The organism is Streptomyces sp. NPDC001796 (assembly GCF_042892355.1).
Taxonomy (GTDB): Bacteria; Actinomycetota; Actinomycetes; order Streptomycetales; family Streptomycetaceae; genus Streptomyces.
In genome coordinates this window covers 267998-289989 of sequence record NZ_JBIAUC010000003.1, presented here as the reverse complement: position 1 = coordinate 289989, position 21992 = coordinate 267998, and the positions used below count along the sequence as shown (strand labels likewise).

Annotated in this window: 18 protein-coding genes and 1 pseudogene; 7 read left to right on the top strand and 12 right to left on the bottom strand. The window is 71.7% G+C overall.

What is annotated here, in order from left to right:
* Nucleotides 1–38 precede the first annotated feature (38 nt).
* The 4 genes from ACFYZE_RS08005 to ACFYZE_RS07990 are packed head-to-tail and all read right to left on the bottom strand — an operon-like array spanning nucleotide 39 to nucleotide 4402.
* Complete coding sequence (locus ACFYZE_RS08005) at nucleotides 39–818, bottom strand: CDP-alcohol phosphatidyltransferase family protein (RefSeq protein WP_388990027.1); 780 nt, start codon at nucleotides 816–818, stop codon at nucleotides 39–41.
* Nucleotides 796–1857 carry an iron-containing alcohol dehydrogenase family protein gene (locus ACFYZE_RS08000; RefSeq protein WP_388990025.1) on the bottom strand — a complete coding sequence of 354 codons (1062 nt, stop codon included), beginning with the start codon at nucleotides 1855–1857 and terminating at the stop codon, nucleotides 796–798. The genes ACFYZE_RS08005 and ACFYZE_RS08000 overlap by 23 nt, the downstream gene beginning before the upstream one ends.
* Entirely contained in the window at nucleotides 1845–2597 is a 753-nt protein-coding gene (locus ACFYZE_RS07995; protein WP_388990023.1) for a sugar phosphate nucleotidyltransferase, read from the bottom strand. Before ACFYZE_RS07995 ends, ACFYZE_RS08000 begins: the two co-directional genes overlap by 13 nt.
* The gene (locus ACFYZE_RS07990) at nucleotides 2594–4402 is read right to left on the bottom strand and encodes a DUF5941 domain-containing protein (protein ID WP_388990571.1); all 1809 of its coding nucleotides are present in this window, start codon (nucleotides 4400–4402) and stop codon (nucleotides 2594–2596) included. Before ACFYZE_RS07990 ends, ACFYZE_RS07995 begins: the two co-directional genes overlap by 4 nt.
* Before the next feature lie 291 nt (nucleotides 4403–4693).
* On the opposite strand from ACFYZE_RS07990, the gene galE reads away from it, so the two are divergent.
* Together galE and idi are read left to right on the top strand one after the other, a co-directional pair.
* Nucleotides 4694–5674 carry a UDP-glucose 4-epimerase GalE gene (gene galE, locus ACFYZE_RS07985; protein ID WP_388990021.1) on the top strand — a complete coding sequence of 327 codons (981 nt, stop codon included), beginning with the start codon at nucleotides 4694–4696 and terminating at the stop codon, nucleotides 5672–5674.
* Between the two features lie 311 nt (nucleotides 5675–5985).
* Nucleotides 5986–6579 carry an isopentenyl-diphosphate Delta-isomerase gene (gene idi, locus ACFYZE_RS07980; RefSeq protein ID WP_388990019.1) on the top strand — a complete coding sequence of 198 codons (594 nt, stop codon included), beginning with the start codon at nucleotides 5986–5988 and terminating at the stop codon, nucleotides 6577–6579.
* 81 nt (nucleotides 6580–6660) lie between these two features.
* Here idi and ACFYZE_RS07975 read toward each other — a convergent pair whose 3' ends face one another.
* Entirely contained in the window at nucleotides 6661–7170 is a 510-nt protein-coding gene (locus ACFYZE_RS07975; protein WP_388990569.1) for an ATP-binding protein, read from the bottom strand.
* A 231-nt stretch (nucleotides 7171–7401) separates the two neighbouring features.
* Between ACFYZE_RS07975 and ACFYZE_RS07970 the strand changes: the two genes are divergently transcribed.
* Nucleotides 7402–8151, top strand: coding sequence for an enoyl-CoA hydratase/isomerase family protein (locus ACFYZE_RS07970; RefSeq protein WP_388990017.1), 750 nt, complete (start codon nucleotides 7402–7404; stop codon nucleotides 8149–8151).
* Here ACFYZE_RS07970 and ACFYZE_RS07965 read toward each other — a convergent pair.
* Nucleotides 8138–8773 carry a DJ-1/PfpI family protein gene (locus ACFYZE_RS07965; protein ID WP_388990015.1) on the bottom strand — a complete coding sequence of 212 codons (636 nt, stop codon included), beginning with the start codon at nucleotides 8771–8773 and terminating at the stop codon, nucleotides 8138–8140. The two genes, ACFYZE_RS07970 and ACFYZE_RS07965, sit on opposite strands and share 14 nt — an antisense overlap.
* 10 nt (nucleotides 8774–8783) lie before the next feature.
* Nucleotides 8784–9059 (bottom strand): annotated as a pseudogene (locus ACFYZE_RS07960) (helix-turn-helix domain-containing protein); the annotation flags it as partial.
* 109 nt (nucleotides 9060–9168) lie between these two features.
* Between ACFYZE_RS07960 and ACFYZE_RS07955 the strand changes: the two are divergent.
* The 3 genes from ACFYZE_RS07955 (at nucleotide 9169) to ACFYZE_RS07945 (ending at nucleotide 12790) form a co-directional block, all read left to right on the top strand.
* Nucleotides 9169–10035, top strand: coding sequence for a hypothetical protein (locus tag ACFYZE_RS07955; protein ID WP_388990013.1), 867 nt, complete (start codon nucleotides 9169–9171; stop codon nucleotides 10033–10035).
* A gap of 52 nt (nucleotides 10036–10087) precedes the next feature.
* The gene (locus tag ACFYZE_RS07950; RefSeq protein WP_258053467.1) at nucleotides 10088–10213 is read left to right on the top strand and encodes an LPFR motif small protein; all 126 of its coding nucleotides are present in this window, start codon (nucleotides 10088–10090) and stop codon (nucleotides 10211–10213) included.
* A gap of 213 nt (nucleotides 10214–10426) precedes the next feature.
* Nucleotides 10427–12790, top strand: a complete 2364-nt coding sequence (locus tag ACFYZE_RS07945) for a Tex family protein (protein ID WP_388990011.1) — start codon at nucleotides 10427–10429, stop codon at nucleotides 12788–12790.
* A 78-nt stretch (nucleotides 12791–12868) separates the two neighbouring features.
* On the opposite strand, the gene ACFYZE_RS07940 is transcribed toward ACFYZE_RS07945, so the two are convergent.
* The 4 genes from ACFYZE_RS07940 to ACFYZE_RS07925 form a co-directional block, all read right to left on the bottom strand.
* Nucleotides 12869–13714 (bottom strand): LLM class flavin-dependent oxidoreductase, encoded by an 846-nt coding sequence (locus tag ACFYZE_RS07940; protein WP_388990009.1) that lies wholly within the window; start codon nucleotides 13712–13714, stop codon nucleotides 12869–12871.
* Between the two features lie 169 nt (nucleotides 13715–13883).
* Nucleotides 13884–15524, bottom strand: coding sequence for an ABC-F family ATP-binding cassette domain-containing protein (locus ACFYZE_RS07935; RefSeq protein ID WP_388990007.1), 1641 nt, complete (start codon nucleotides 15522–15524; stop codon nucleotides 13884–13886).
* A gap of 48 nt (nucleotides 15525–15572) precedes the next feature.
* Nucleotides 15573–16595 carry an oxidoreductase gene (locus ACFYZE_RS07930; protein WP_388990006.1) on the bottom strand — a complete coding sequence of 341 codons (1023 nt, stop codon included), beginning with the start codon at nucleotides 16593–16595 and terminating at the stop codon, nucleotides 15573–15575.
* 132 nt (nucleotides 16596–16727) lie between these two features.
* Complete coding sequence (locus tag ACFYZE_RS07925) at nucleotides 16728–18680, bottom strand: Xaa-Pro dipeptidyl-peptidase (RefSeq protein WP_388990004.1); 1953 nt, start codon at nucleotides 18678–18680, stop codon at nucleotides 16728–16730.
* Between the two features lie 214 nt (nucleotides 18681–18894).
* Here ACFYZE_RS07925 and ACFYZE_RS07920 point away from each other — a divergent pair, with 214 nt between their 5' ends.
* Nucleotides 18895–20388 carry a M1 family metallopeptidase gene (locus ACFYZE_RS07920; protein ID WP_388990002.1) on the top strand — a complete coding sequence of 498 codons (1494 nt, stop codon included), beginning with the start codon at nucleotides 18895–18897 and terminating at the stop codon, nucleotides 20386–20388.
* A gap of 121 nt (nucleotides 20389–20509) precedes the next feature.
* Here ACFYZE_RS07920 and ACFYZE_RS07915 read toward each other — a convergent pair whose 3' ends face one another.
* The gene (locus ACFYZE_RS07915; RefSeq protein WP_388990000.1) at nucleotides 20510–21976 is read right to left on the bottom strand and encodes an amino acid permease; all 1467 of its coding nucleotides are present in this window, start codon (nucleotides 21974–21976) and stop codon (nucleotides 20510–20512) included.
* Nucleotides 21977–21992: the final 16 nt, after the last annotated feature.

Below are 21992 nucleotides of genomic sequence, written 5' to 3'. Positions count from 1 at the left end.
GGCGCCGCCGGGGGTGGCACCGCCCTGTGCGGGGCCGCTCACTTCAGCCTGCTGGAGGCGAGGATGGACACGAGGTGGAGCACCGTCTGGAGCAGCGCGATGCCGGCCAGCACGGCCACGCCGAGCCGCTCGAAGAACAGGTCGCCCCGAACCGTGTCCACGATCGCCAGGACCAGGATCAGCAGGGACGCCTCGATGCCCAGGATCAGCCGGTGGAACTTGAGTGCGGCGGCGGCCTTGCGGGCCAGGGCCATGCCGGAGGAGCGCATCTCCGAGGCGGCCTCCTTCACCGGCGGCAGCCCGGCCTGGTGCCGAGCCACGCCGACCAGGTCGGTCTCGGCCTTGATCAGGATGGCGCCGAGCGCGGCCAGCGTCCCGAGGAAGGCCCACAGCCAGTCGATACGGCCGCTGCCCCACGGGTCGGCGGCGCGCAGACCGAAGCCGACGAGCACGGCGGCATCGGTGAGGTAGGCGCCGACGCGGTCCAGGTACACCCCGCCCAGGGAGTACTGCTTCTTCCAGCGCGCGATCTCACCGTCGACGCAGTCCAGCAGCAGGTACATCTGGACGCACACCACGCCGAGCACCGCGCCCCAGATCCCCGGCACGAGCAGTGCCGGGGCGGCGAGCACGCCGAAGACGGTCATCAGGTACGTGAGCTGGTTGGGCGTGACCCTGGTGTTGACCAGGTAGCGGTCGACCCGCAGGGAGACCTCTCGCATGTAGAGGCGTCCCATCCAGTGCTCACCGCTGCGCCGGTCCTTCACCCCTGCGGGGTGGACGACGGGCCGGAGTTCAGCTACCGATGGCCTTGACATAGTCGGCGTAGGTGTCCTTGATCTGTTCGGGCTTCAGGTCGAGGTGTTCGAGGATCGTGTAGCGGCCGGGCCGGGTCTGCGGGGCGAACTCCACGACCCGGACGAACTCGTCCACCGTGAAGCCGATCTCCTGCGGCAGTACGGGCAGCCCGTGCCGGCGCAGCACCTGGGCCATGAACGCCGCCTCCTCGTGCGCTCCGCGCAGGTACATCGCGAAGGCGGCACCCAGGCCGCACTGCTCGCCGTGGGCGGCCGCGCGCTTGGGGAACAGCAGGTCGAAGGCGTGGTTGATCTCGTGGCAGGAGCCCGAGGCAGGCCGGGAGTCACCCGAGATCGACATCGCGATACCGGTGAGGACGAGCGCCTCGGCGAGCACCTGGAGGAAACCGTTGTCACCGATGCCCCCGGGGTGCCGGAGCACCGCCTCGCCGGCCTGGCGGGCCATGGCCGCAGCGAGGCCGTCGACCTTCTCCCCGTTGACGCGGTTGGACAGCTCCCAGTCCGCGATCGAGTTGATGTTGGAGATCGCGTCGCCGATGCCGGCCCGTACGAACCGCGCCGGGGCGTCGCGGATCACGTCCAGGTCGATGACGACCGCGATCGGGTTCGGCACACCGTACGAGCCGCGGCCCGCGTCGTTGTCGAGGGTGGCCACCGGGGAGCACAGGCCGTCGTGCGCGAGGTTCGTGGGCACGGCGACCAGGGGCAGGCCGACGCGCGCCGCGGCGAACTTCGCGCAGTCGATGATCTTGCCGCCGCCCAGGCCCACGAGCGCGTCGTAGTGGCCGGACTTCATCTCGCCGGCCAGCCGGACCGCGTCGTCGAGGGTGCCGCCGCCGACCTCGTACCAGGTGGCGCCGGGCAGGCTGGGGGAAAGCCGCTCCCGCAGGCGGGCGCCGGAGCCGTCACTGACCGCGACGGCGAGCTTGCCCGAGTGGGAGATGCGCTCGTCCGCGAGCACACCCGCCAGGTCGTCCAGGGCACCCGGGCGGATGTCGACGACGACCGGTGAGGGGATGAGCCTCGTCAGTACCGGCACGCGATCTCCCGCCCCCGGGCCAGGTCGTCGTGGTTGTCGATCTCGACCCACGGGACGTCGCCGATCGGCGCCACGTCGATCTTGAAGCCGCGGTTGACGAGCTCCTGGTAGCCGTCCTCGTAGTACAACTGCGGGTCGCGCTCGAAGGTGGCCTTGAGCGCGTCGGCCAGCTCCTCGGCGGCCTCGCCCTCGATGAGGGTGACGCCGATGTACTCGCCGGTCGCCTCGGCCGGGTCCATCAGCTTGGTGATCCGGCGAACGCCCTTCTCGGGGTCCACGACGACCTTCATCTCCTCGTCGGCGAGCGTCTTCACCGTGTCGAGGGCGAGGATGATCTTCTTGCCGTCGCCGCGCGCGGCGAGCAGGGTCTTCTCGACCGAGACCGGGTGGACGGTGTCGCCGTTGGCGAGGATCACGCCGTCCTTGAGGGCGTCACGGCCGCACCACAGGGAGTAGGCGTTGTTCCATTCCTCGGCCTTGTCGTTGTCGATCAGGGTGAGCTTCAGGCCGTACTTCTGCTCCAGGGCCGCCTTGCGCTCGTACACGGCCTCCTTGCGGTAGCCGACGATGACGCCGACCTCGGTCAGGCCCACCTCGGCGAAGTTGCCGAGCGTGAGGTCCAGGACCGTGAGGCTGTCCTCCGCGCCCTCGGGCCCCACCGGCACCAGAGCCTTGGGCAGGGTGTCGGTGTAGGGGCGCAGGCGCCGTCCGGCGCCGGCCGCCAGCACGAGGCCGATCATGCGGGTTCTCCTTCATCGTGTACGGCGGGTGCGCCGCCCTTGTGTGCGGCCACCCAGAAGCGGATGCTCTCGACGAGCACCACGAGGGCCACGTACCCGGCGAGGGCCGTGAGGGCGACCTCGAACTGTGCCGCGGTGAGAGTCGCGGCCAGAACCGTGACGAGCAGCGTCCGGCCCTCGTGCCCCCCGATCGCGCGCACCAGCCACTGCGGCGGCGCGCCGGCGTCGCCGCGGATGCGGTACACCGTGTCGTAGTGATGGTAGGCGACGGCCGCCACCAGTCCGAAAGCCGCCGGTAGCACTCCGTTCACACCGGATTTCGCCGCGAGGACGAGGACGGTGCCGTATTCGGCGGCCCGGAAGAGCGGGGGGACGAGCCAGTCGAGGGCGCCCTTGAGGGGCCGGGCGAGGGCCAGGGGCGACTGGAGCACGTAGCAGAGGGCGCCCAGGACGGGCCACCAGCTGCCGTATCCGGCGAGCGAGGCCGCGAGCACGACGACGGCGCCGCCGACCAGGGCGGTGCAGGCCGGTGCTCGCAGGGACACCCGGCGCGCGACGCGCGTCAGCAGCTCGGCGAGCGGCCCGCTGTCCGCGAGGTCCGCCAGCGCCCGAGCCGCCCGGTCGGTGCGGCGCGCCTTGCGCGTCACCGACCGGAGCACCCGGCCCGCCGTGGTGTACGTCGCCGCGAACGCACAGCCGCTGAGCAGCACGACGAAGGTGATACGGGGAGTGGTGGCGGCCGTCAGGACGGCTATCAGCGCCCAGCGCTCCCCGATCGGCAGAACGATCATCCGGCGGACCCACACCGTCCAGCCGACGCTGTCCAGGCGGTCGGAGAGGGCCGCGGTGGGGCTGGTGTTGGCGGTCGCGTCATGGTTGGCCTCGTTGAACGCGAAGTCGACCACGTGCCGGCACGTCTGCAGGACCATCGCGCCGAGCGCGAGCGCCCACACGTCGTCGCCGCCGCGGGCGGCGCCGAGGGCGAGGCCCGCGTAGTAGGCGTACTCCTTGACCCGGTCGAAGGTGGCGTCCAGCCAGGCGCCGAGTGTCGAGTACTGCAGGGAGTAGCGGGCGAGCTGGCCGTCGGTGCAGTCCAGGACGAAGGAGAGGATCAGCAGGACGCCGGCCGCGACGAAACCGCCGCGGGTGCCGGTGGCGGCGGCCGCCGCCGCGATCAGGGCGGTGAGCAGCGAGGCGGTGGTGACCTGGTTGGGGGTCAGACCGCGGCGGGCGCACCAGCGCGCGACGTAGCGCGAGTAGGGGCTGATGAAGTGGGTGGTGAAGAAGCCGTCGCGGGCCTTGACGGCGCTGCGCAGCCGGACGGCCTCGTCGTCGACGGCGGCGACCGCCTGGCGTGCCTCGTTGCGGGTCTGCGGGTCGGTGGGGACGGCGGCGACCAGCGTGCCGAGTTCGGGGCGGTGGACCGGGATCCCGTCGGCGCCGAGGGCGGCGGCGATGCGCTCGGCGAGGTTGTCGGTGACCACGGACGCACCGCCGGCCGCGGCGGAGTTCTCTCGGGTCAGAGCACGGGTCAGGGCCTGGCGGGCGGCGGGCTGGGCGGTGACGGCACCGGGCACGGCGGCGGCCGGGAAGCGGGGGTCGGTCAGACCCAGGCGCAGCGCGTGCAGGTGCCCCACGAAGCGGGCGTCGACGATCGCGACCCGCTGGCCCGCCGGCACGGCGGCGAGAAGGGCCTCGGCGTCACCGGTGCCGGTGGCGACCCGCACGTCGAAGCCCAGGGACCGCAGATCGCCTTCGAGCGACGATCCGGGGACCGGCTGTCCGGTGAGGATGGCGGTCGACAGACGAACTCACTCCCTGAAGGCCCGACGCGCGTACGGGCGCCGGTCATGTGTGCGATGCGGTACACCCGGGCAGGGGCCGCGCGGCATGTCGGCAGAGGCTATCGGATGCCTGGAATCCCGCGTTCACCGGGCGTTCATGGGCTGATCAACCCGGTTGGCGCGGCCACCGCCGCGATCATCATCGGGGATGGGACGGGCAGGCCACAAACCACGGGTGCGGATCCGCCCATTCCCGGCAGCTGAGCGGACGGGCCCGACGGCGTTCGCCGGACGGGCATAGGGTGAGACTCCATGACATGGCTGATCACCGGCGGGGCCGGGTACATCGGAGCGCATGTGGCGCGGGCGATGGCCGCCGAGGGAGAGCGCGTCCTGGTGCTGGACGATCTCTCGGCCGGCGTTCCCTCCCGGCTCCCGGAGGGCGTTCCGCTGGTACGGGGCTCCTCGCTGGACGGCGAGCTGCTCAAGGGTGTCCTGGCCGAGCACGAGGTGACCGGTGTGGTGCACCTCGCGGCGCGCAAGCAGGTCGGCGAGTCCGTGGAGCGCCCGACGCACTACTACCGGGAGAACGTGGGCGGTCTGGCCACGCTGCTGGACGCCGTCGCGGAGGCGGGGATCAGGCGGTTTCTGTTCTCCTCGTCCGCGGCCGTGTACGGCGACCCGGGTGTGGACCTCATCACGGAGGACACACCCTGTGCCCCGATGAGCCCGTACGGCGAGACCAAGCTCGCGGGCGAGTGGCTGGTGCGGGCGGCGGGCCGGGCGCACGGCATCGCGACGGTGTGTCTGCGCTACTTCAACGTGGCGGGCGCGACGGAACCGGAGCTGGCCGACACGGGCGTGTTCAACGTCGTGCCCATGGTCTTCGACCGGCTGACCCGCGGCGAGGCCCCGCGGATCTTCGGTGACGACTATCCGACACCGGACGGCACGTGCATCCGCGACTACATTCACGTCGCCGCCCTCGCCGAGGCGCACCTCGCGGCCGCCCGGCGGCTGGCCGGGGGCGCGACGGGCGACCTGACGGCCAACGTCCGGCGCGGCGAGGGCGTGTCGGTACGGCAGCTCGTCACGCTCATCGGCGAGGTGACCGGGGACAGCACGCCCGCGGTCGTCGAGCCGCGCCGCCCCGGGGACGCGCCCCGCGCGGTCGCGTCGTCCGCGCTCGCCGAGCGGGAGCTGGGCTGGAGGGCCCGGCGCGGGGTGCGCGACATGGTGGAGTCGGCCTGGCAGGGCTGGCTGCTGCACCACCCGGAGGCACGCCACGACTGAGCGGGATGCGAGCCCCCTCGGTTGGGTACGCGGGGCTGCGCCACGGGTACCCCGCCGAGGGGCTCGCAGGGTGCGCCACGGGTGCGCGGCGCGTGCCCCGGCGCGGTTTGCCGCGGGCGCGCCCCCGCGCGGTTCCCCGTCGGTGGCGACGGGCACGATCAGGTATCCGACCGCTTCCGGCGTCCTCTCCGTGTGGTCCCGGACCGCCTTCGGCTGCGTCCGTGCCGGGACATGCGGGGAGGAGCGAAGTGCCGGGAGTGCCGGATTCGTACGGCAGACTTGGGGCTGGACAACCGATGCGAAGGATGGGCATGCCGATCACACCTGCCACCGCGACGCACCGTTCGTCGAACGGCACCGCCGAAGCCATCATGCTGGAGCTGGTCGACGAGAACGGCACCACGATCGGCACGGCCGAGAAGCTCGCCGCCCATCAGCCGCCGGGCCGGCTGCACCGGGCGTTCTCGGTGTTCCTCTTCGACGAGCGGGGCCGGCTGCTGCTCCAGCAGCGGGCGCTGGGCAAGTACCACTCCCCCGGGGTCTGGTCGAACACGTGCTGCGGCCATCCCTACCCGGGTGAGGCGCCGTTCGCTGCGGCGGCCCGGCGGACCTACGAGGAGCTGGGCGTCTCCCCGACGCTGCTCGCCGAGGCGGGCACGGTCCGCTACAACCATCCGGATCCGGACTCGGGCCTGGTGGAGCAGGAGTACAACCACCTCTTCGTCGGTCTGGTGCAGTCCACCCTGCACCCGGACCCCGAGGAGGTCGGGGCGACGGCGTTCGTGACCGCGGAGGAGCTGGCTCAGCGGCACGCCGAGGACAGATTCTCTTCGTGGTTCATGACGGTCCTGGACGCGGCGCGGCCCGCGATCAGGGAGCTGACCGGGCCGTCCGCGGGCTGGTGAAGCGGAGGTCCGTCCGGCCCGTCCGGACGGACCCGTACGGTCCGCGGAAGCCGGACCGGCTCAGTGGATGTCCTTGCCGGCTCAGAAGACGCCCGTGGGCTTGAGCGGAAGCGCGGCCCAGATCACCTTGCCGCCGCCGGCCGTGTGCTCGACGTCGCACACCCCGCCGGCCTCCCTCGTCACCTCCCGCACCAGGAGCAGTCCCCGGCCCCCGGTGCGGCCGTGGTCCGCCTCCAGCGGGCTCGGGCGGTAGGGGTGGTCGTCCTCCACCGCCACCCGCACCCACTCGGGACCGACGGCGACCTCCACGGCGAGCATCGGCGACAGCAGCGCCGCGTGCCGGACCGCGTTGGTGACCAGTTCGGAGACGATCAGCAACAACGCCTGAACGGTGTCGTCCGAGACCGGCACGCCCTGGCGGACGAGCAGGTCCCGCACGGCGTGCCGCGCCTGCGGCACCGAGGCGTCCACGGCGGCGGCGGTGAACCGCCACACCCCCTCGTACGGCAGCGGCCCCGTCGGCCGCACGCCATCCGGCGCCCTTCCGCCGCCATCAGGGCGTGGGCCGGACCCTCGCCCTTCGTTCTCCATCGTCCGGTCGCCACCCTTGCGCTCGATTGTCACCACACCTCGAGTGTTGGGAATGCGCTGGTCCGTCCCAAAAGACTGAACACAAGTCAGCAGGTATCGACGACATCTGACCATTGGCGTATGACACGGTCAGTTGTGTGACCGCTCCTGGTCCTTGCCGCGCCACCTTGCGAACTCTTCGGGTTGTAGGCGTTAGTCGAGCCTTCGGCGGCTGCGGATAGCATCCGGCGTATGGAGCCCCAGCTGCTGCACCGCGTCGCCGACGGGGTCGCGACCGTCGTCATCCACCATCCGGCCAAGCGGAACGCCATGACGGCCGGCATGTGGGAGGCGCTGCCGCCGCTGCTCGACACCCTGGCCGCCGACCCCACGGTCCGGGTACTGGTGCTGACCGGGGAGGGCGGCACGTTCTGCGCGGGTGCCGACATCTCCACGCTGAGGGGGTCGCCGGAGCGGGCCCAGACGCTCGCGGTGCGGGCCGAGGAGGCGCTGGCCGCGTTCCCGAAGCCGACGCTGGCGGCGGTCCGCGGGCACTGCGTGGGTGGCGGCGCTCAGCTCGCGGCGGCCTGCGATCTGCGGTTCGCGGAGGAGGGCGCGCTGTTCGGGGTGACGCCCGCGAAGCTGGGAATCGTCTACCCGGCCTCCTCGACCCGGCGGCTGGTGTCTCTGGTGGGACCGGGCACCGCCAAGTACCTGCTGTTCTCGGGCGAGTTGGTGGAGGCGGAACGGGCGCTGCGCACCGGCCTGGTCGAGGAGGTGCTGCCCGAGGGGGAACTCGACAAGCGGGTCGCGGAGTTCACACGTGTGCTGGCCTCACGCTCACAGCTGACGCAGGCGGCTGCCAAGGAGTTCGCGAACGGGCGGACGGACCGGGACGCGTACTGGGCAGAGCAGGCGCGCGGCAGCGGCGACACCGCGGAGGGTGTCGCCGCCTTCCTGGAGCGCAGGCAGCCGCGCTTCGGCTGGACTACGTCAGGATGAAGCGGCTCTTGGAACGGAACTCCTCGACGAGGTGCGCGGGCGCCTTCTGCGGCGCGCCGGCGTCGTAGGGCGGCTGCGGGTCGTACTCGGTGAGCAGTTGCACGGCTTGGGCGTGTTCGTCGCCCGCGATGCGGCCGAGCAGCGTGAGGCCCATGTCGATGCCTGAGGAGACCCCGGCGGCGGTGACGTACTTGCCGTCGAACACGACGCGCTCGCCGGTGGGTTCGGCGCCGAAGGGCTTCAGGGCGTCCAGGGCCAGCCAGTGGGAGGTGGCCCGGCGGCCCCTGAGCAGCCCGGCGGCGGCGAGCAGCAGGGAGCCGGTGCACACGGACGTCGTCCAGGTACTGGTGGCGTCGGCGGCGCGCAGCCAGTCGAGGAGCACCCGGTTCTCCATCTGCCCGGTCTGCCCGGGGCCGCCGGGGACGACCACGATGTCGGGCCCCGGCACCTCGGCGAGCGTCCGGTCGGCGGTCAGCGCGAGGGCCCCGGTGTCGGTGCGCACGGGCCCGGTCCGCTCGGCGACGAAGACGGTCTGCGCGCCGGGGAGCCGGCCGAGGGTCTCGTAGGGGCCGACGGCGTCGAGGGCGGTGAAGCGGTCGTAGAGGACGATGGCGATCTGCATCGGGTTCCTTTCATCGGGCGGGCGCGGAACGAAAGCGGCGGCGGTACTCCGCCGGGGACGTACCGAGCGCCTTGACGAAGGCGCGGCGCATGGCCTCGGGAGTCCCGTATCCGCCGGCGCGGGAGATCTCCTCGATGCCGTCGGCGGTGTCCTCCAGGAGGCGGCGGGCGTGTTCGAGGCGGACGCGGTCGACGTAGCGGCCCGGGGTCATCCCCGTCTCGGCCTGGAAGGCGCGGGCGAAGTGCCGCGGCGACAGCCGGGCGCGAGCGGCGAGGGACTCCGCCGTCGATTCTTGGCGGGCGGCGACATGGCCGCAACGACGAAGACCCCACCTTTCCCGCCATGCCCGGCCTTGCGCTTTCCCGACGTACCGACCAGTCGGTAACCTGCCGGTCATGACCTCTTCCCTGCCGGAGCGCGCCGGGCGGCGCTGCCACAATGTGATCAATCCGCTGCACTCGACGCACTACTTCTCGCCGGATCTGAACCGGGAACTGACCGCCGTGGGCGTGTCCGACAGCAGAGCCGCCTACTTCGCGGTGCGGGCCGCCGCCATGGGCCCCGTGGGCGCGGGTGTGGTGACGGCCGCGTTCTTCAACTTCCACCCCGGGCTGGTGGCACGGCACGTGCCCGCCGTATGGGAGACGGCGTCCCCCCAGGTGGTGCTCGCGGCACGCGCGCGTGCCGTCGACGCGACGCTGCGGCGGCTGCTGGGCGAGGAGACCGTCGCCGCCAAGGAGATGGCCGAGGCGGCGGAGCTCGCGCTGCGCGCGACCGAGGCGTGCACCCGGCACGCGCGCCCGCTGTACGCCGCGCACGCCGATCTGCCGGTGCCCGACGAGCCGCACCTTGCGTTCTGGCACGCGACCACACTGCTGCGGGAGCACCGCGGCGACGGCCATCTCGCGGTGCTGCTGGCCGCGGACCTCGATCCGGTGGAGGCGCTGGTGACGCACACCGCGACCGGCAAGGGCATGTCCCCGAAGTGGGTGCTCGGCACGCGCGGCTGGAGCCCGGACGACTGGGACGCCGCGTGCGGGCGGCTGCGCGAGCGTGGACTTCTCGGTGCGGACGGCGAGTTGACCGAGGCGGGCACCGCGCTGCGCGCGGAGATCGAGGCGGAGACCGACCGCCTGGACCGGGCCCCCTACGAACACCTCGGCGCCGCGGGCGTGGAACGGCTGACGGATCTCGCGGGCGCGCTGCTGACCAGGGCTCTTACGGCCGGGGCCTTCCCGGAGGGCATGATCGGCAAGGGATGAGGTGCCCGGTCGTCTCCCGCTGGTCGACACCGGGAGACGAAAGGGGAAGCTTGTGTTCCGTGCGATCGCAGACGTACTGCGCCAGATCGGCGGCGCCGTCGCGACCGTCGTGACGCTGCCGTTCAGGGCACTGGCCCGGCTGTTCGGCGGGGCTTCGGGCTCCGCCCGCCGGGCCTGAGCGGGCCCGAGCACCCGATCACGGGGCGGCGGAGCCGGGCTCCGCCGCCCCGTGTCGTGCTCCGAGGGCCCGTGTCACATCCGCGGCCGGATCAGCGTGCGTGCCGGGCGGCGTGCGCCCGCCTGGGGGTGTGACACAGCCTGTGTGCCCCCGTTGTCGGTGCGACCTGCCACAATTGCCGCGCAACCTCAGTGGAGAAGGCGGTACGGGATCGTGACGACACCCGGGTCCCTCGGAGCAGGGTCCATCGAAGGCAGGATCGCCGAGGAGCTCGGCGTACGGGAGCGGCAGGTGAAGGCCGCGGTCGAGCTGCTGGACGGCGGCTCGACGGTGCCCTTCATCGCCCGCTACCGCAAGGAAGCGACCGAGATGCTCGATGACGCGCAGCTGCGCGTCATCGAGGAGCGGCTGCGCTATCTGCGTGAGCTCGAGGAGCGGCGCACGGCGATCCTCGAGTCGGTGCGCGAGCAGGGCAAGCTCACCGAGGAGCTCGAGGCGCGGATCCGGGGCGCGGAGACCAAGGCGCGCCTGGAGGACATCTACCTCCCCTACAAGCCGAAGCGCCGCACCAAGGCGCAGATCGCGCGCGAGGCGGGACTGGAGCCGCTGGCCGAGGGCCTGCTCGGCGACCCGACGGTGGAGCCTCTGGCCGCCGCGGCCGCGTTCGTCGACGGCGACAAGGGAGTGCCGGACCCGCAGGCCGCGCTGGAGGGCGCGCGGGCGATCCTCACCGAGCGGTTCTCGGAGGACGCGGACCTGATCGGCGAGCTGCGCGAGCGGATGTGGGTGCGCGGGCGCCTGGCGTCCAAGGTGCGCGAGGGCAAGGAGGAGGCGGGCGCCAAGTTCGCCGACTACTTCGACTTCGCCGAGCCCTTCACCGAGCTGCCCTCGCACCGGGTCCTCGCCCTGCTGCGCGGCGAGAAGGAGGAGGTCCTCGACCTCGTCCTGGAGCCGGAGGAGCCGACGGACGGCCCGTCGTCGTACGAGGGGATCGTGGCGCACCGCTTCGGGATCGCCGACCGCGGCCGCCCCGGCGACAAGTGGCTGCTGGACACGGTCCGCTGGGCGTGGCGCACCCGCATCCTGGTGCACCTCGGCATCGACCTGCGGCTCAGGCTGCGTACGGCGGCCGAGGACGAGGCCGTCAAGGTCTTCGCGGCCAACCTGCGCGACCTGCTGCTCGCCGCGCCCGCCGGCACGCGCGCGACGCTCGGCCTGGACCCCGGTTTCCGTACGGGCGTGAAGGTGGCCGTGGTGGACGCGACCGGCAAGGTGGTCGCCACGGACGTCATCCACCCGCACGTCCCGGCCAACAAGTGGGACGAGGCGATCGCCAAGCTGGCCCGGCTGGCCAAGGAGCACGCGGTCGAGCTCGTCGCGATCGGCAACGGCACGGCGTCCCGCGAGACGGACAAGCTCGCCGGTGAACTCATCTCCAGGCACCCCGAGTTGAAGCTGACGAAGGTGATGGTGTCCGAGGCGGGCGCATCGGTGTACTCCGCCTCCGCGTTCGCCTCGCAGGAGCTGCCGGACATGGACGTGTCGCTGCGTGGCGCGGTCTCCATCGCCCGCCGTCTGCAGGACCCGCTCGCCGAACTGGTGAAGATCGACCCGAAGTCGATCGGTGTCGGCCAGTACCAGCACGACCTGTCCGAGGTGAAGCTGTCCCGCTCGCTGGACGCGGTGGTGGAGGACTGTGTGAACGGCGTGGGCGTTGACGTCAACACGGCGTCGGCTCCGCTGCTCGCCCGGGTCTCCGGAATCTCCTCCGGGCTCGCGGAGAACATCGTGGCGCACCGCGACGCCAACGGCCCGTTCACGTCCCGCGCCCAGCTGAAGAACGTGGCGCGGCTCGGGCCCAAGGCGTACGAGCAGTGCGCGGGCTTCCTGCGGATCCGGGGCGGTGACGACCCGCTGGACTCCTCCAGCGTGCACCCGGAGGCGTACCCGGTGGTCCGGCGCATGGTGAAGACGACGGGCCAGGAGGTGGCGTCGCTGATCGGGAACACGGCGGTGCTGCGCTCGCTGAAGGCGTCCGACTTCGTGGACGAGACGTTCGGTCTGCCGACGGTGACCGACATTCTCAAGGAGCTGGAGAAGCCGGGCCGCGACCCGCGGCCCGCGTTCAAGACGGCCAGCTTCAAGGAGGGCGTGGAGAAGATCTCCGACCTGTCGGCCGGGATGGTCCTGGAGGGCGTGGTCACGAACGTCGCCGCGTTCGGCGCCTTCGTCGACGTCGGCGTCCACCAGGACGGTCTGGTGCACGTGTCCGCGATGTCGAAGACGTTCGTCAAGGACCCGCGGGACGTGGTGAAGCCGGGTGACATCGTCAAGGTGAAGGTGCTGGACGTCGACATCCCGCGCAAGCGGATCTCGCTGACGCTGCGGCTGGACGACGAGGCGGCCCCGCAGAGCCAGCCCTCCGGCGGCGCCCGGCAGCGCGGCGGGCGTCCCCCGCAGCAGCGCCAGGGCCGTCAGGGCACAGGCTCCCGTCAGGCGCCCCCGCCGTCCAACAGCGCGATGGCGGACGCACTGCGCCGGGCCGGCCTGCTCGACCAGAAGCCGGGCCGCCGCTGAGGTGCAGGGCCCGGGCCCTGCTCCGTCGCAGGGCCCGGGCCCGTGTTCGCCCCGGCCGAGCCGTGCGGGATCAGGCCGTCACACAATGTCGGCCAGGCGGGCCACCTGGGCCGGGTCGAGGCCGTAGCAGTAGAGCATCACCTCGTCGGCGCCGAGGTCGGTGAAGGCGGTGATCGCCTCACGGATCTGTGCCGGCGTGGTGAGCATCCCGGCGACCATCCGGTCGGCCATGCCGGTGAAGGCGTAGTACGCGTGCATGGCGGTCCGTGCGTCGTCGATCACGCCCCGCGGGCCGAGCGCCACATTGACCTGCGCGACGAGGCGGGGCTCGCCGTCGCGGCCGTACTGCTGCCAGAACCGGCGAACGGTGTCGAACAGGCCGCCCGCCCAGGAGGGAGGCGCGGCGGCCAGGAAGCCGTCTCCCCACCGCGCGACGCGTTCGAGCGCGGCCGGCTTGAAGCCGCCGAAGAGGACCTCGGGGCCGCCCTGACGAGCGGGCGCCGGTCCGACCGGGCCGACGTCCTCACCGTACGGCTCGCCCGACCACAGGCGCCGCATGACCTCCATCTGCTCGTCGAGGCGCCGGCCCCGGGTGCGCGGGTCGGTGGCCGTGGCCCGGTGGTCGTCGTCACGTCCGCCGATGCCCAGGCCGAGGACCAGCCGCCCACCGGTCATCCGGTCCAGGGTGGCGGCCTGCTTGGCGAGCAGGGCGGTGTCGCGCAGCGGGGCGAGCAGCACCTCGGTCTGGACGCGGATGCGGGAGGTGGCGCCCGCGAGGACGGAGAGCGCGACCAGGGGTTCGGGGTTGTCGTAGACGAGCCGGTCGAGCAGGCCGAGGGTGCTGAAGGGCCCGGTGTCCGCGTGCCGCGCCCAGGTGAGCAGGGTGGTCGGGTCGCCGATGGGCAGACCGATTCCGATGTTCATGCGGGAGACCTCCGGAAGGAAGGGTCGACAAGGACGGCTGCCGCCCCTCCGGCACCTCGGTGAGGTGGGACGCTCCCGCTCTGCGGCGTACTTCGGGGGAACATCTCATCGGAGTGAACTCACTGTAGAACTACGGGAGTTCGGGGAACAAGCCGATTACCCGTCGCGGTCACCGGTGTTCGGTCACCTTGCCGTCCGCCACCTCCAGGCGGCGTGTCACCCTTACCGCGTCCAGCATCCGGCGATCGTGCGTGACGAGGAGCAGGGTGCCCTCGTAGGAGTCCAGGGCCGACTCCAGCTGTTCGATCGCCGGCAGGTCCAGGTGGTTCGTCGGCTCGTCCAGGACCAGCAGGTTGACGCCCCGGCCCTGGAGCAGCGCCAGCGCGGCACGGGTGCGTTCGCCCGGGGAGAGGGTCGCCGCCGGGCGCAGGATGTGGTCCGTCTTCAGGCCGAACTTGGCGAGCAGGGTGCGGACCTCGGCCGGCTCGGTGTCCGGGACCGCCGCGCGGAACGCGTCCAGCAGGGACTCCGGGCCGTGGAACAGCTTCCGGGCCTGGTCGACCTCGCCGACCAGGACGCCCGAGCCGAGGGAGGCGTGGCCCGCGTCCAGCGGGACACGGCCGAGGAGCGCGCCGAGCAGCGTGGACTTGCCCGCGCCGTTCGCGCCCGTCACCGCCACCCGGTCCGCCCAGTCGATCTGGAGGGACACCGGGCCGAACGTGAAGTCGCCGCGCCGTACCTCCGCGTCCCGCAACGTGGCGACGACCGCGCCCGAGCGGGGGGCGGACGCGATCTCCATGCGCAGTTCCCACTCCTTGCGGGGCTCCTCGACCACCTCCAGGCGCTCGATCATGCGCTGGGTCTGCCGGGCCTTCGCGGCCTGCTTCTCGCTGGCCTCGCTGCGGAACTTGCGGCCGATCTTGTCGTTGTCGCTCGCCTTGCGGCGCGCGTTCTTGACGCCCTTGTCCATCCAGGCGCGCTGCATCTGGGCGCGGTCCTGGAGGGCGGACTTCTTGTCGGCGTACTCCTCGAACTCCTCGCGGGCGTGCCGGCGAGCCCGCTCGCGTTCCTCGAGGTAGGCCTCGTATCCGCCGCCGTAGAGGTTGATCTGCCGCTGGGCGAGGTCGAGTTCGAGGACCTTGGTGACCGTGCGGGTGAGGAACTCCCGGTCGTGGCTGACGACCACCGTACCGGCGCGGAGCCCGCTGACGAACCCCTCCAGCCGCTCCAGGCCGTCCAGGTCGAGGTCGTTGGTGGGCTCGTCGAGCAGGAAGACGTCGTAGCGGGACAGCAGCAGGGAGGCGAGGCCGGCGCGGGCCGCCTGCCCGCCGGACAGGGACGTCATCGGCTGGTCCAGGCCGACGCCCAGGCCGAGGGAGTCGGCGACCTCCTCGGCACGTTCGTCGAGGTCCGCACCACCGAGGGCGAGCCAGCGCTCCAGGCTCGCCGCGTAGGCGTCGTCCGCGCCGGGCGCCCCGTCGACCAGTCCCTGCGTGGCCTCGTCCATCGCGCGCTGGGCGTCGGCGACGCCCGTGCGGCGGGCCAGGAACTCCCATACGGTCTCCCCCGGCCGGCGCTCCGGCTCCTGCGGGAGGTGCCCGACCGTCGCGGTGGGCGGGGACAGCCGCAGCTCGCCCTGCTCGGGGCTGAGCAGTCCGGCGAGCATGCGCAGCAGGGTGGACTTGCCGGCGCCGTTGGCACCGACGAGCCCGATCACATCACCGGGCGCGACGACGAGGTCGAGCCCGGTGAAGAGCGAGCGGTCGCCGTGCCCGGCGGCGAGGTTCTTGGCGACGAGGGTGGCAGTCATCAGACCGCCGATCCTAACGGCCGCCCGATGCCGCCCGCGCCCGGATTCTCACCGCGTCATGGGCTCCACCAGCACACTTCCCGAGGTCCGCGCCACCAGGAACGCCTCGCCCTTCACCGCCTTGGGGTCAAGGGCGATACGGTGACGGCCCGGCTCCAGGATGCCGTCGAAGACCTCGCTGGTGTGGGTGCGGTAGAGGCGGTCGAGGCGGTGGGCGGTGAGACGGACGCGGCAGGCGGAGGCCACCTCGACGTACGCCGCGCCGTCGGTGGCGGCCAGTCCCGTCAGGCGGCGCTGCTGCACCGGGGCGCGGTCCAGCGCCTGTTCGATCTGGGCGACGAGGAGCGGGACGATCGGGGCGAGCCCGTCGACGTGGGCCACGTCCAGCCCGGCGTCCTCGAAGGAGCGGCGTACGGCGGCCCGTTCGTCCGCCGTGACCGCCCGGCCGAAGGCGACGGCACTGTACTGACGCAGTTCCTCGGCGGGGACGCCGGTCGCGTCATGGGTGATGTCGGCGCCGATGCCGATGGTGCGCAGGGCGGCGGCGAGCTTGGCGAGCACGGCGACACGGGCGCCGATCAGCAGCACGCGGCATCGGGACGCGGGGGCGCCGCCGTCCAGCAGCGCGCCCAGCGCGGCACGGTACTGAGGGCCGTGGAAGCGGAAGGGGCCGATGCCGTGGTAGCCGTTGAGTTCCAGATCGGCGGTGTCGTCGGTCTGCCAGGCGAAGTCCCGCCAGATGTAGTCGTCGCCGTCGCGTTCGATGACCGCGGTGACCGCTCCGCACCCGAGGTCCGCGCACTCGGGGCAGCCGTACAGGACGTACCGGCCGCCCGGCAGCGGCGCCCCGGTCTCCAGCAGCAGACCGCGGACCTGCGCGGCGAAGATCGCGGGCGGGATGTCGGAGGCCAGCGGGGAGACGGCGTCCAGGTCGGAGAGCCGGTGCAGCAGCGGGCGTCCGTCGACGAGGAAGTCCACGAAGTCCCGGTGCGCTTGGTAGTCACCACCGGTGAGGACGGCACCGGCCCGCATGGCCGGTGCCAGACCGAAGGCCGCGTATTCGGCAGACATGCCGTGAGTATCCCCACACGGGGGGTGATGTGAGCACGGCAGAACGGATTCGGTCGGCGTACCGGGGTGGCCGGGGGCGGCCGGGTCGTGGACCCGGCCGCCCGGGGTGGTGCCGGACGCCGTGCGCCGCCGTCAGATGCCGCCAGGGATGCGGTGGACCCTGTGCGGGCTCCGCAGGCCGTACGGCGTGGTGGGCGCCGCAGTGGGCGGCGTCGCCCCGGAGGTGGCGCCCGCGAACGCCGCGGCCCCTCCGACGAGCGGCACCCGGGCCGCCGTGCGGGACAGGTCCACGGTCAGGGTGGGCGTGGTGGACGGAGGGGCGATGAGGTCCTTGTCGGTGCCGGCGACGATCAGGGCCAGCCGGTGGCCCTTCGGGACGACGTGGTCGGTCGCGGCCAGGTCGAGCGTGATCGTGTAGGGCTTGCCCGGCGTCAGCGGGACGCCCTTCGCGTCCGAGGCGTAGTGGCCGAGGTCGGCCCAGCCGCGGCTGAACACCGTGGAGGTGACGTCCGCCTTCTTGGCCTGGGTGACCTTGAAGCAGGCGCTGTCGCCGGCCGTGCTCGCGCCCCAGCAGGTGCGGTCGGTGAGCGTGGTGATGCCCTCCGCGGAGTCGGCGTAGTCGCGGATCGTGTCGGGGCCGAGGTCGACGAGCACGGCGGACAGGTGGGCCGAGGAGGTGGTGGGCGTGACGGTGACGGTCACCGTGGAGGAGCCGGAGATCCGCAGGTCCTTCGACAGCGTCGGGGTGACGAACCCGGCCTTGTCCGGGGTGGACCGGTCGATGTGCGCGGCCCAGTCGGTCTCGGTGAGCCGCGGGTCGTCGGTGAAGGTCTCGGTGCCGGTGCCGGTGCGCAGACCGAGGGTGCCGACGCCGGCGCGGTCGCCGTGGCCGGGACGCAGCGTGGTCGTGGCCGTGTCGCGGGGCGGCCAGACCGTCGATGTGACCCACTGGTCGGGGTGGCGTTCCATGTCGGCCATGGGCTCGCGGTCGATGCCGTTGTCGTAGCCGAGGAGTTCGTGGTCGAACCAGCGGTGCAGGGTGTCCACCCACTGGGCGCGCCGGTAGTCGAAGGGGTCTACGTGCCCGGTCTGCGAGAGCCAGATCTTGCGCTTGACGCCGTGCTGGGCGAGGGCGTTCCACCACTGGCCGAAGTGCTTGGTGCGCACGTTGAGGTCCTGCATGCCGTGCACGAGGAAGACGCTCGCACGGACCTTGCCCGCGTCCTTCACGTAGTCGCGTTCGGTCCACAGCGGTGTCCAGTCACCGTTGCGCGGCGCGCCGTCGACGAGTTGGTGCTGCACGGCGGCGCACTTGGCGCGGGCGTCGGGGCTCTCGACGTAGTCGGACAGCCAGTTGGGGCCGGAGTCGTACAGGGGTGCGCCCTTGGCGAAGTAGTAGTCGTACCAGGACGAGATGGCGCTGATGGGCACGATGGTCTTCAGGCCCTTGACGCCGGTGGCGGCGACTCCGTTGGCGATGGTGCCGTCCCAGCTCTTGCCGATCATGCCGGTGGCGCCGTCGGTCCAGGAGGCCGTGGCGGGCGTGGTGCCGGTGCGGGTGGTGTAGGCCCTGGCCCGGCCGTTGAGCCAGTCGATCACGGCCTTGGCGGACCGGATGTCGGAGCGGCCGCCCACGTCAACACAGCCGTCGGAGCGATCGGTTCCGGCCAGGTCGACGCCGACGAAGGCGTAGCCGCGCGGTACGAAGTAGTTGTCGTAGAAGAGCGGCATCTGGACGACGTGGCCGCTCGAGTCGTAGGTCTTCTTCTGGCTCTCGTTGCCGCGCCCGCAGCAGGAGTAGTAGGGGCTGGCGTCCATGATGACGGGAACCTTGCGGCCGCGGGCCGCCGGTTCGCGGGGCCGGACGATGTCGGCGGCGACACGGTCGGGCTTCCCGTCGCCGTCGCCGTCCAGGCCGGTGTCCACCCAGACGGACTCTCGGATGGCGTTGTCGTACGAGTAGACGGGCCGGCTCTCCCGGGGCGCGCTGTGGGCGGCCGACGGGGTGAGGAAGACCGCCAGGAGCGCGGCTGTGGCCGCCGTCGCGAGCGGTCCGAAGGCTCTGAGGGGGGTGCTGATCCGCATGCGCGGGACGGTACCGGGATCAACTCTCGTGCAGAAGAGGGCACCTGAGGGCCAGTCGGGTCGAGCGAGGCCGGGGAGGCCGGATGGACGGGGTGGCTCATGTCGGCCGGATGGCGATCGTGTGACAGGGGGTGCCATGGACATGCCGGGGCATGCGGGGTGTGAATAGGGTCCGGACACAACAGACCTCGTGCCCCTACGACTTGGAGTTCTCGTGCACCGCAGACTCATCGCCCCGGGCGCACTAGCGGCGGCTTCCCTGTTGCTGGCGATCCCGGCATCGGCGGCCGCCTTCCAGCCCGGTGCCCCGGGTATCGGCGATCCCTACTACCCGTACTACGGCAACGGCGGATACGACGTCTCCCACTACGACCTGCGACTGACGTACCAGCCGAAGACGGACGAGTTGCAGGGCACGGCGACGATCCTGGCCCGGACGACACAGGATCTGTCGCGGTTCGACCTGGACTTCCTGCTGGATGTGAGCGAGGTGCGGGTGAACGGCGCGAAGGCGTCCTTCACCACCTCGGGCCAGCACGAGCTGGTGGTCACACCCGCCGCCCCGCTGCCGAAGGGCACGCCGATCACCGTCGTGGTCCGCTACAGCGGCGTGCCGTCCAGCAAGAGCGCGTACGGCTTCACCACCTGGCACCGCACCCCGGACGGCGCGGTCGCCGCGGACGAGCCCGAGTCGGCGTGGTGGTGGTTCCCGAGCAACGACCACCCGAGCGACAAGGCGACGTACGACGTGTCGGTGGCCGTGCCGGACGGCACGCAGGCGATATCCAACGGCACGCTGCAGTCGACGAGTTCCAAGCTGGGCTGGACCCGCTACAACTGGCGGGAGAACAAGCCCCAGGCGACGTATCTCGCCACCCTCGCGATCGGCAGGTTCGACATCACGACGAGCACCTCGGACGGCGGTGTCCCGATCGTCAACGCCTACAGCAAGGACCTGGGCGACAACGACGGGGCCGCGCGGGCGAGCGTGGAGCGCACCGGTGAGATCGTCGACTGGCTCAGCGGGTACTTCGGGCCGTATCCGTTCAGCTCGGCGGGCGGCTACGTGCCGAACACGACCACCGGGTACGCCCTGGAGACGCAGACCCGGGTGTACTACAGCCCGAAGCAGTTCGCGAACGGCTCCAACACCTCCGTGGTGGTGCACGAGCTGGCGCACCAGTGGTACGGCGACGACGTGTCGCTGAAGGGCTGGAAGGACATCTGGATCAACGAGGGCTTCGCTCGGTACGCGCAGTGGCTCTGGTCGGAGCACGAGGGCGAGGGCACGACGCAGGAGCTGGCGGACTACGTGTACGCCTCGCATCCGGCCGACGACGCCTTCTGGACCGTGAAGCCGGGTGACCCGGGACCGGACAACCAGTTCGACATCGCGGTCTACGACCGTGGTGCGCTGGCCATCCAGGCGCTGCGGAACGAGATCGGGGACGACGCGTTCTTCGCCGTCCTGAAGGGCTGGCCGAAGGAGCACGCCTACGGCAACGCCTCGGTCGCCGACTTCCAGGCGTACGCGGAGAAGGTGTCCGGGAAGCCGCTGGGGGCGCTCTTCGACACCTGGCTGTTCCAGCCGTCGAAGCCGGCGGCACCGGCGGCGCACGCCGCGTCCTTCGCACCGGCTTCGGCCGACGTGACGCAGCCGAAGTCCTGGAAGAAGATCGCGGCGACGAACCCCGTGCACTCCGGCTGATCGGCGGCCATCGGACCCGACCGGCTCGTCGGGTCCGATGCCGGCTCCGCGACGTGGACGTACGCGGAGCTCGGCCTCGGGCACGGCGCGCGACCCGGGCGCCGCTCCAGCCGCAGAGCGGTTACTTCGTGAGGTCGGCCAGTTCCTGGTTCGCGGCCTGTTCGATTCGGCGGCGCAGCGCGAACCAGCCGCCGACGAGCAGGGCCGCGATCACGGGGATGAGCAGCAGGGTCTTGCGGCCGACCTCTGGGTCGTTCCACATCAGGCCGAGGCAGATCAGCAGGAACGCGATCGTCGCGATCTCCGTGACCGGGCTGCCGGGCAGCCGGAAGGACGGCCGGGTGACGTGGCCCGCCCGGGCGCGGCGGACGAAGACCAGGTGGCAGATCATGATGATCACCCAGGTGCTGACGATCCCGAGGGAGGCCACGTTCAGCACGATCTCGAAGGCCTGGCTCGGCACGAAGTAGTTCAGGCCGACGCCGATCACACAGACCGCACAGGTCAGCAGGATGCCGCCGTAGGGCACCTGGCTGCGGTTCATCCGCGCCGTGAACTTCGGCGCCGAACCCGCCATGGCCATGGAGCGCAGAATGCGGCCGGTGGAATACAGGCCGGAGTTCAGCGAGGACATCGCGGCGGTGAGGACGACCAGGTTCATCACGTCACCCGCGCCCTGGACGCCGATCTTCGACAGCACGGTGACGAAGGGGCTCTGGTCCCCGGAGTAGACCGAACCGGGCAGCAGCAGTGCGAGCAGGACCACCGAGCCGACGTAGAACAGACCCACACGCCACATGATCGAGTTCACGGCGCGCGGCACGACCTTCTCAGGCTCCGCGGTCTCGCCCGCGGCGACACCCACCAGCTCCAGGGCCGCGTAGGCGAAGATCACGCCCTGCATCACCAGGACGACGGGCATGAGCCCGTGCGGGAAGATCCCGCCGTGGTCGGTGATCACGCCGAGACCGGGGGTGCGGCCGTCCACCTCGTGCCGCGTGGCCAGCAGGAAGATGCCGACGAACATGAAGGCCACCAGGGTGGCGACCTTGATGATCGCGAACCAGAACTCCATCTCGCCGAAGATCCTCACTGAGATCAGGTTCACCGCCAGCACGACCGCGAGGGCGATCAGGGCGAGCACCCACTGCGGGATGGAGGTGAAGAAGCTCCAGTAGTGGGTGTAGAGCGCGATGGCGGTGATGTCGGCGATACCGGTCGTCGACCAGTTCAGGAAGTACATCCAGCCGGCGACGTACGCGCCCTTCTCGCCGAGGAACTCGCGCGCGTACGAGACGAACGACCCGGACGACGGCCGGTACAGGACCAACTCGCCGAGGGCGCGCACGACGAAGAAGGCGAAGACGCCGCAGACCAGGTACGCCAGCGCGAGGGCGGGACCCGCGTTGTGCAGCCGTCCTCCGGCACCGAGGAAGAGTCCGGTACCGATCGCCCCGCCGATCGCGATCATGTTGATGTGGCGGGGTTTGAGGTCCTTGCTGTAACCGGCGTCGCCCGCGTCCGCGGGCGCCCGGGTCGCATCGGTGTGGGATGCGACCGCGGCCGTGTTCACGGCGTCCTTGCTCACGAGTGGATCTACTCTC

Coding starts and splice junctions, on each gene's coding strand:
- idi (WP_388990019.1), top strand. CDS start 5,986: ATGCCGATCACACCTGCCACCGCGACGCACCGTTCGTCGAACGGCACC.
- galE (WP_388990021.1), top strand. CDS start 4,694: ATGACATGGCTGATCACCGGCGGGGCCGGGTACATCGGAGCGCATGTG.
- ACFYZE_RS07975 (WP_388990569.1), bottom strand. CDS start 7,170: ATGGAGAACGAAGGGCGAGGGTCCGGCCCACGCCCTGATGGCGGCGGA.
- ACFYZE_RS08005 (WP_388990027.1), bottom strand. CDS start 818: ATGTCAAGGCCATCGGTAGCTGAACTCCGGCCCGTCGTCCACCCCGCA.
- ACFYZE_RS07940 (WP_388990009.1), bottom strand. CDS start 13,714: ATGAACATCGGAATCGGTCTGCCCATCGGCGACCCGACCACCCTGCTC.
- ACFYZE_RS07955 (WP_388990013.1), top strand. CDS start 9,169: ATGACCTCTTCCCTGCCGGAGCGCGCCGGGCGGCGCTGCCACAATGTG.
- ACFYZE_RS07935 (WP_388990007.1), bottom strand. CDS start 15,524: ATGACTGCCACCCTCGTCGCCAAGAACCTCGCCGCCGGGCACGGCGAC.
- ACFYZE_RS07970 (WP_388990017.1), top strand. CDS start 7,402: ATGGAGCCCCAGCTGCTGCACCGCGTCGCCGACGGGGTCGCGACCGTC.
- ACFYZE_RS07965 (WP_388990015.1), bottom strand. CDS start 8,773: ATGCAGATCGCCATCGTCCTCTACGACCGCTTCACCGCCCTCGACGCC.
- ACFYZE_RS07995 (WP_388990023.1), bottom strand. CDS start 2,597: ATGATCGGCCTCGTGCTGGCGGCCGGCGCCGGACGGCGCCTGCGCCCC.
- ACFYZE_RS07930 (WP_388990006.1), bottom strand. CDS start 16,595: ATGTCTGCCGAATACGCGGCCTTCGGTCTGGCACCGGCCATGCGGGCC.
- ACFYZE_RS07925 (WP_388990004.1), bottom strand. CDS start 18,680: ATGCGGATCAGCACCCCCCTCAGAGCCTTCGGACCGCTCGCGACGGCG.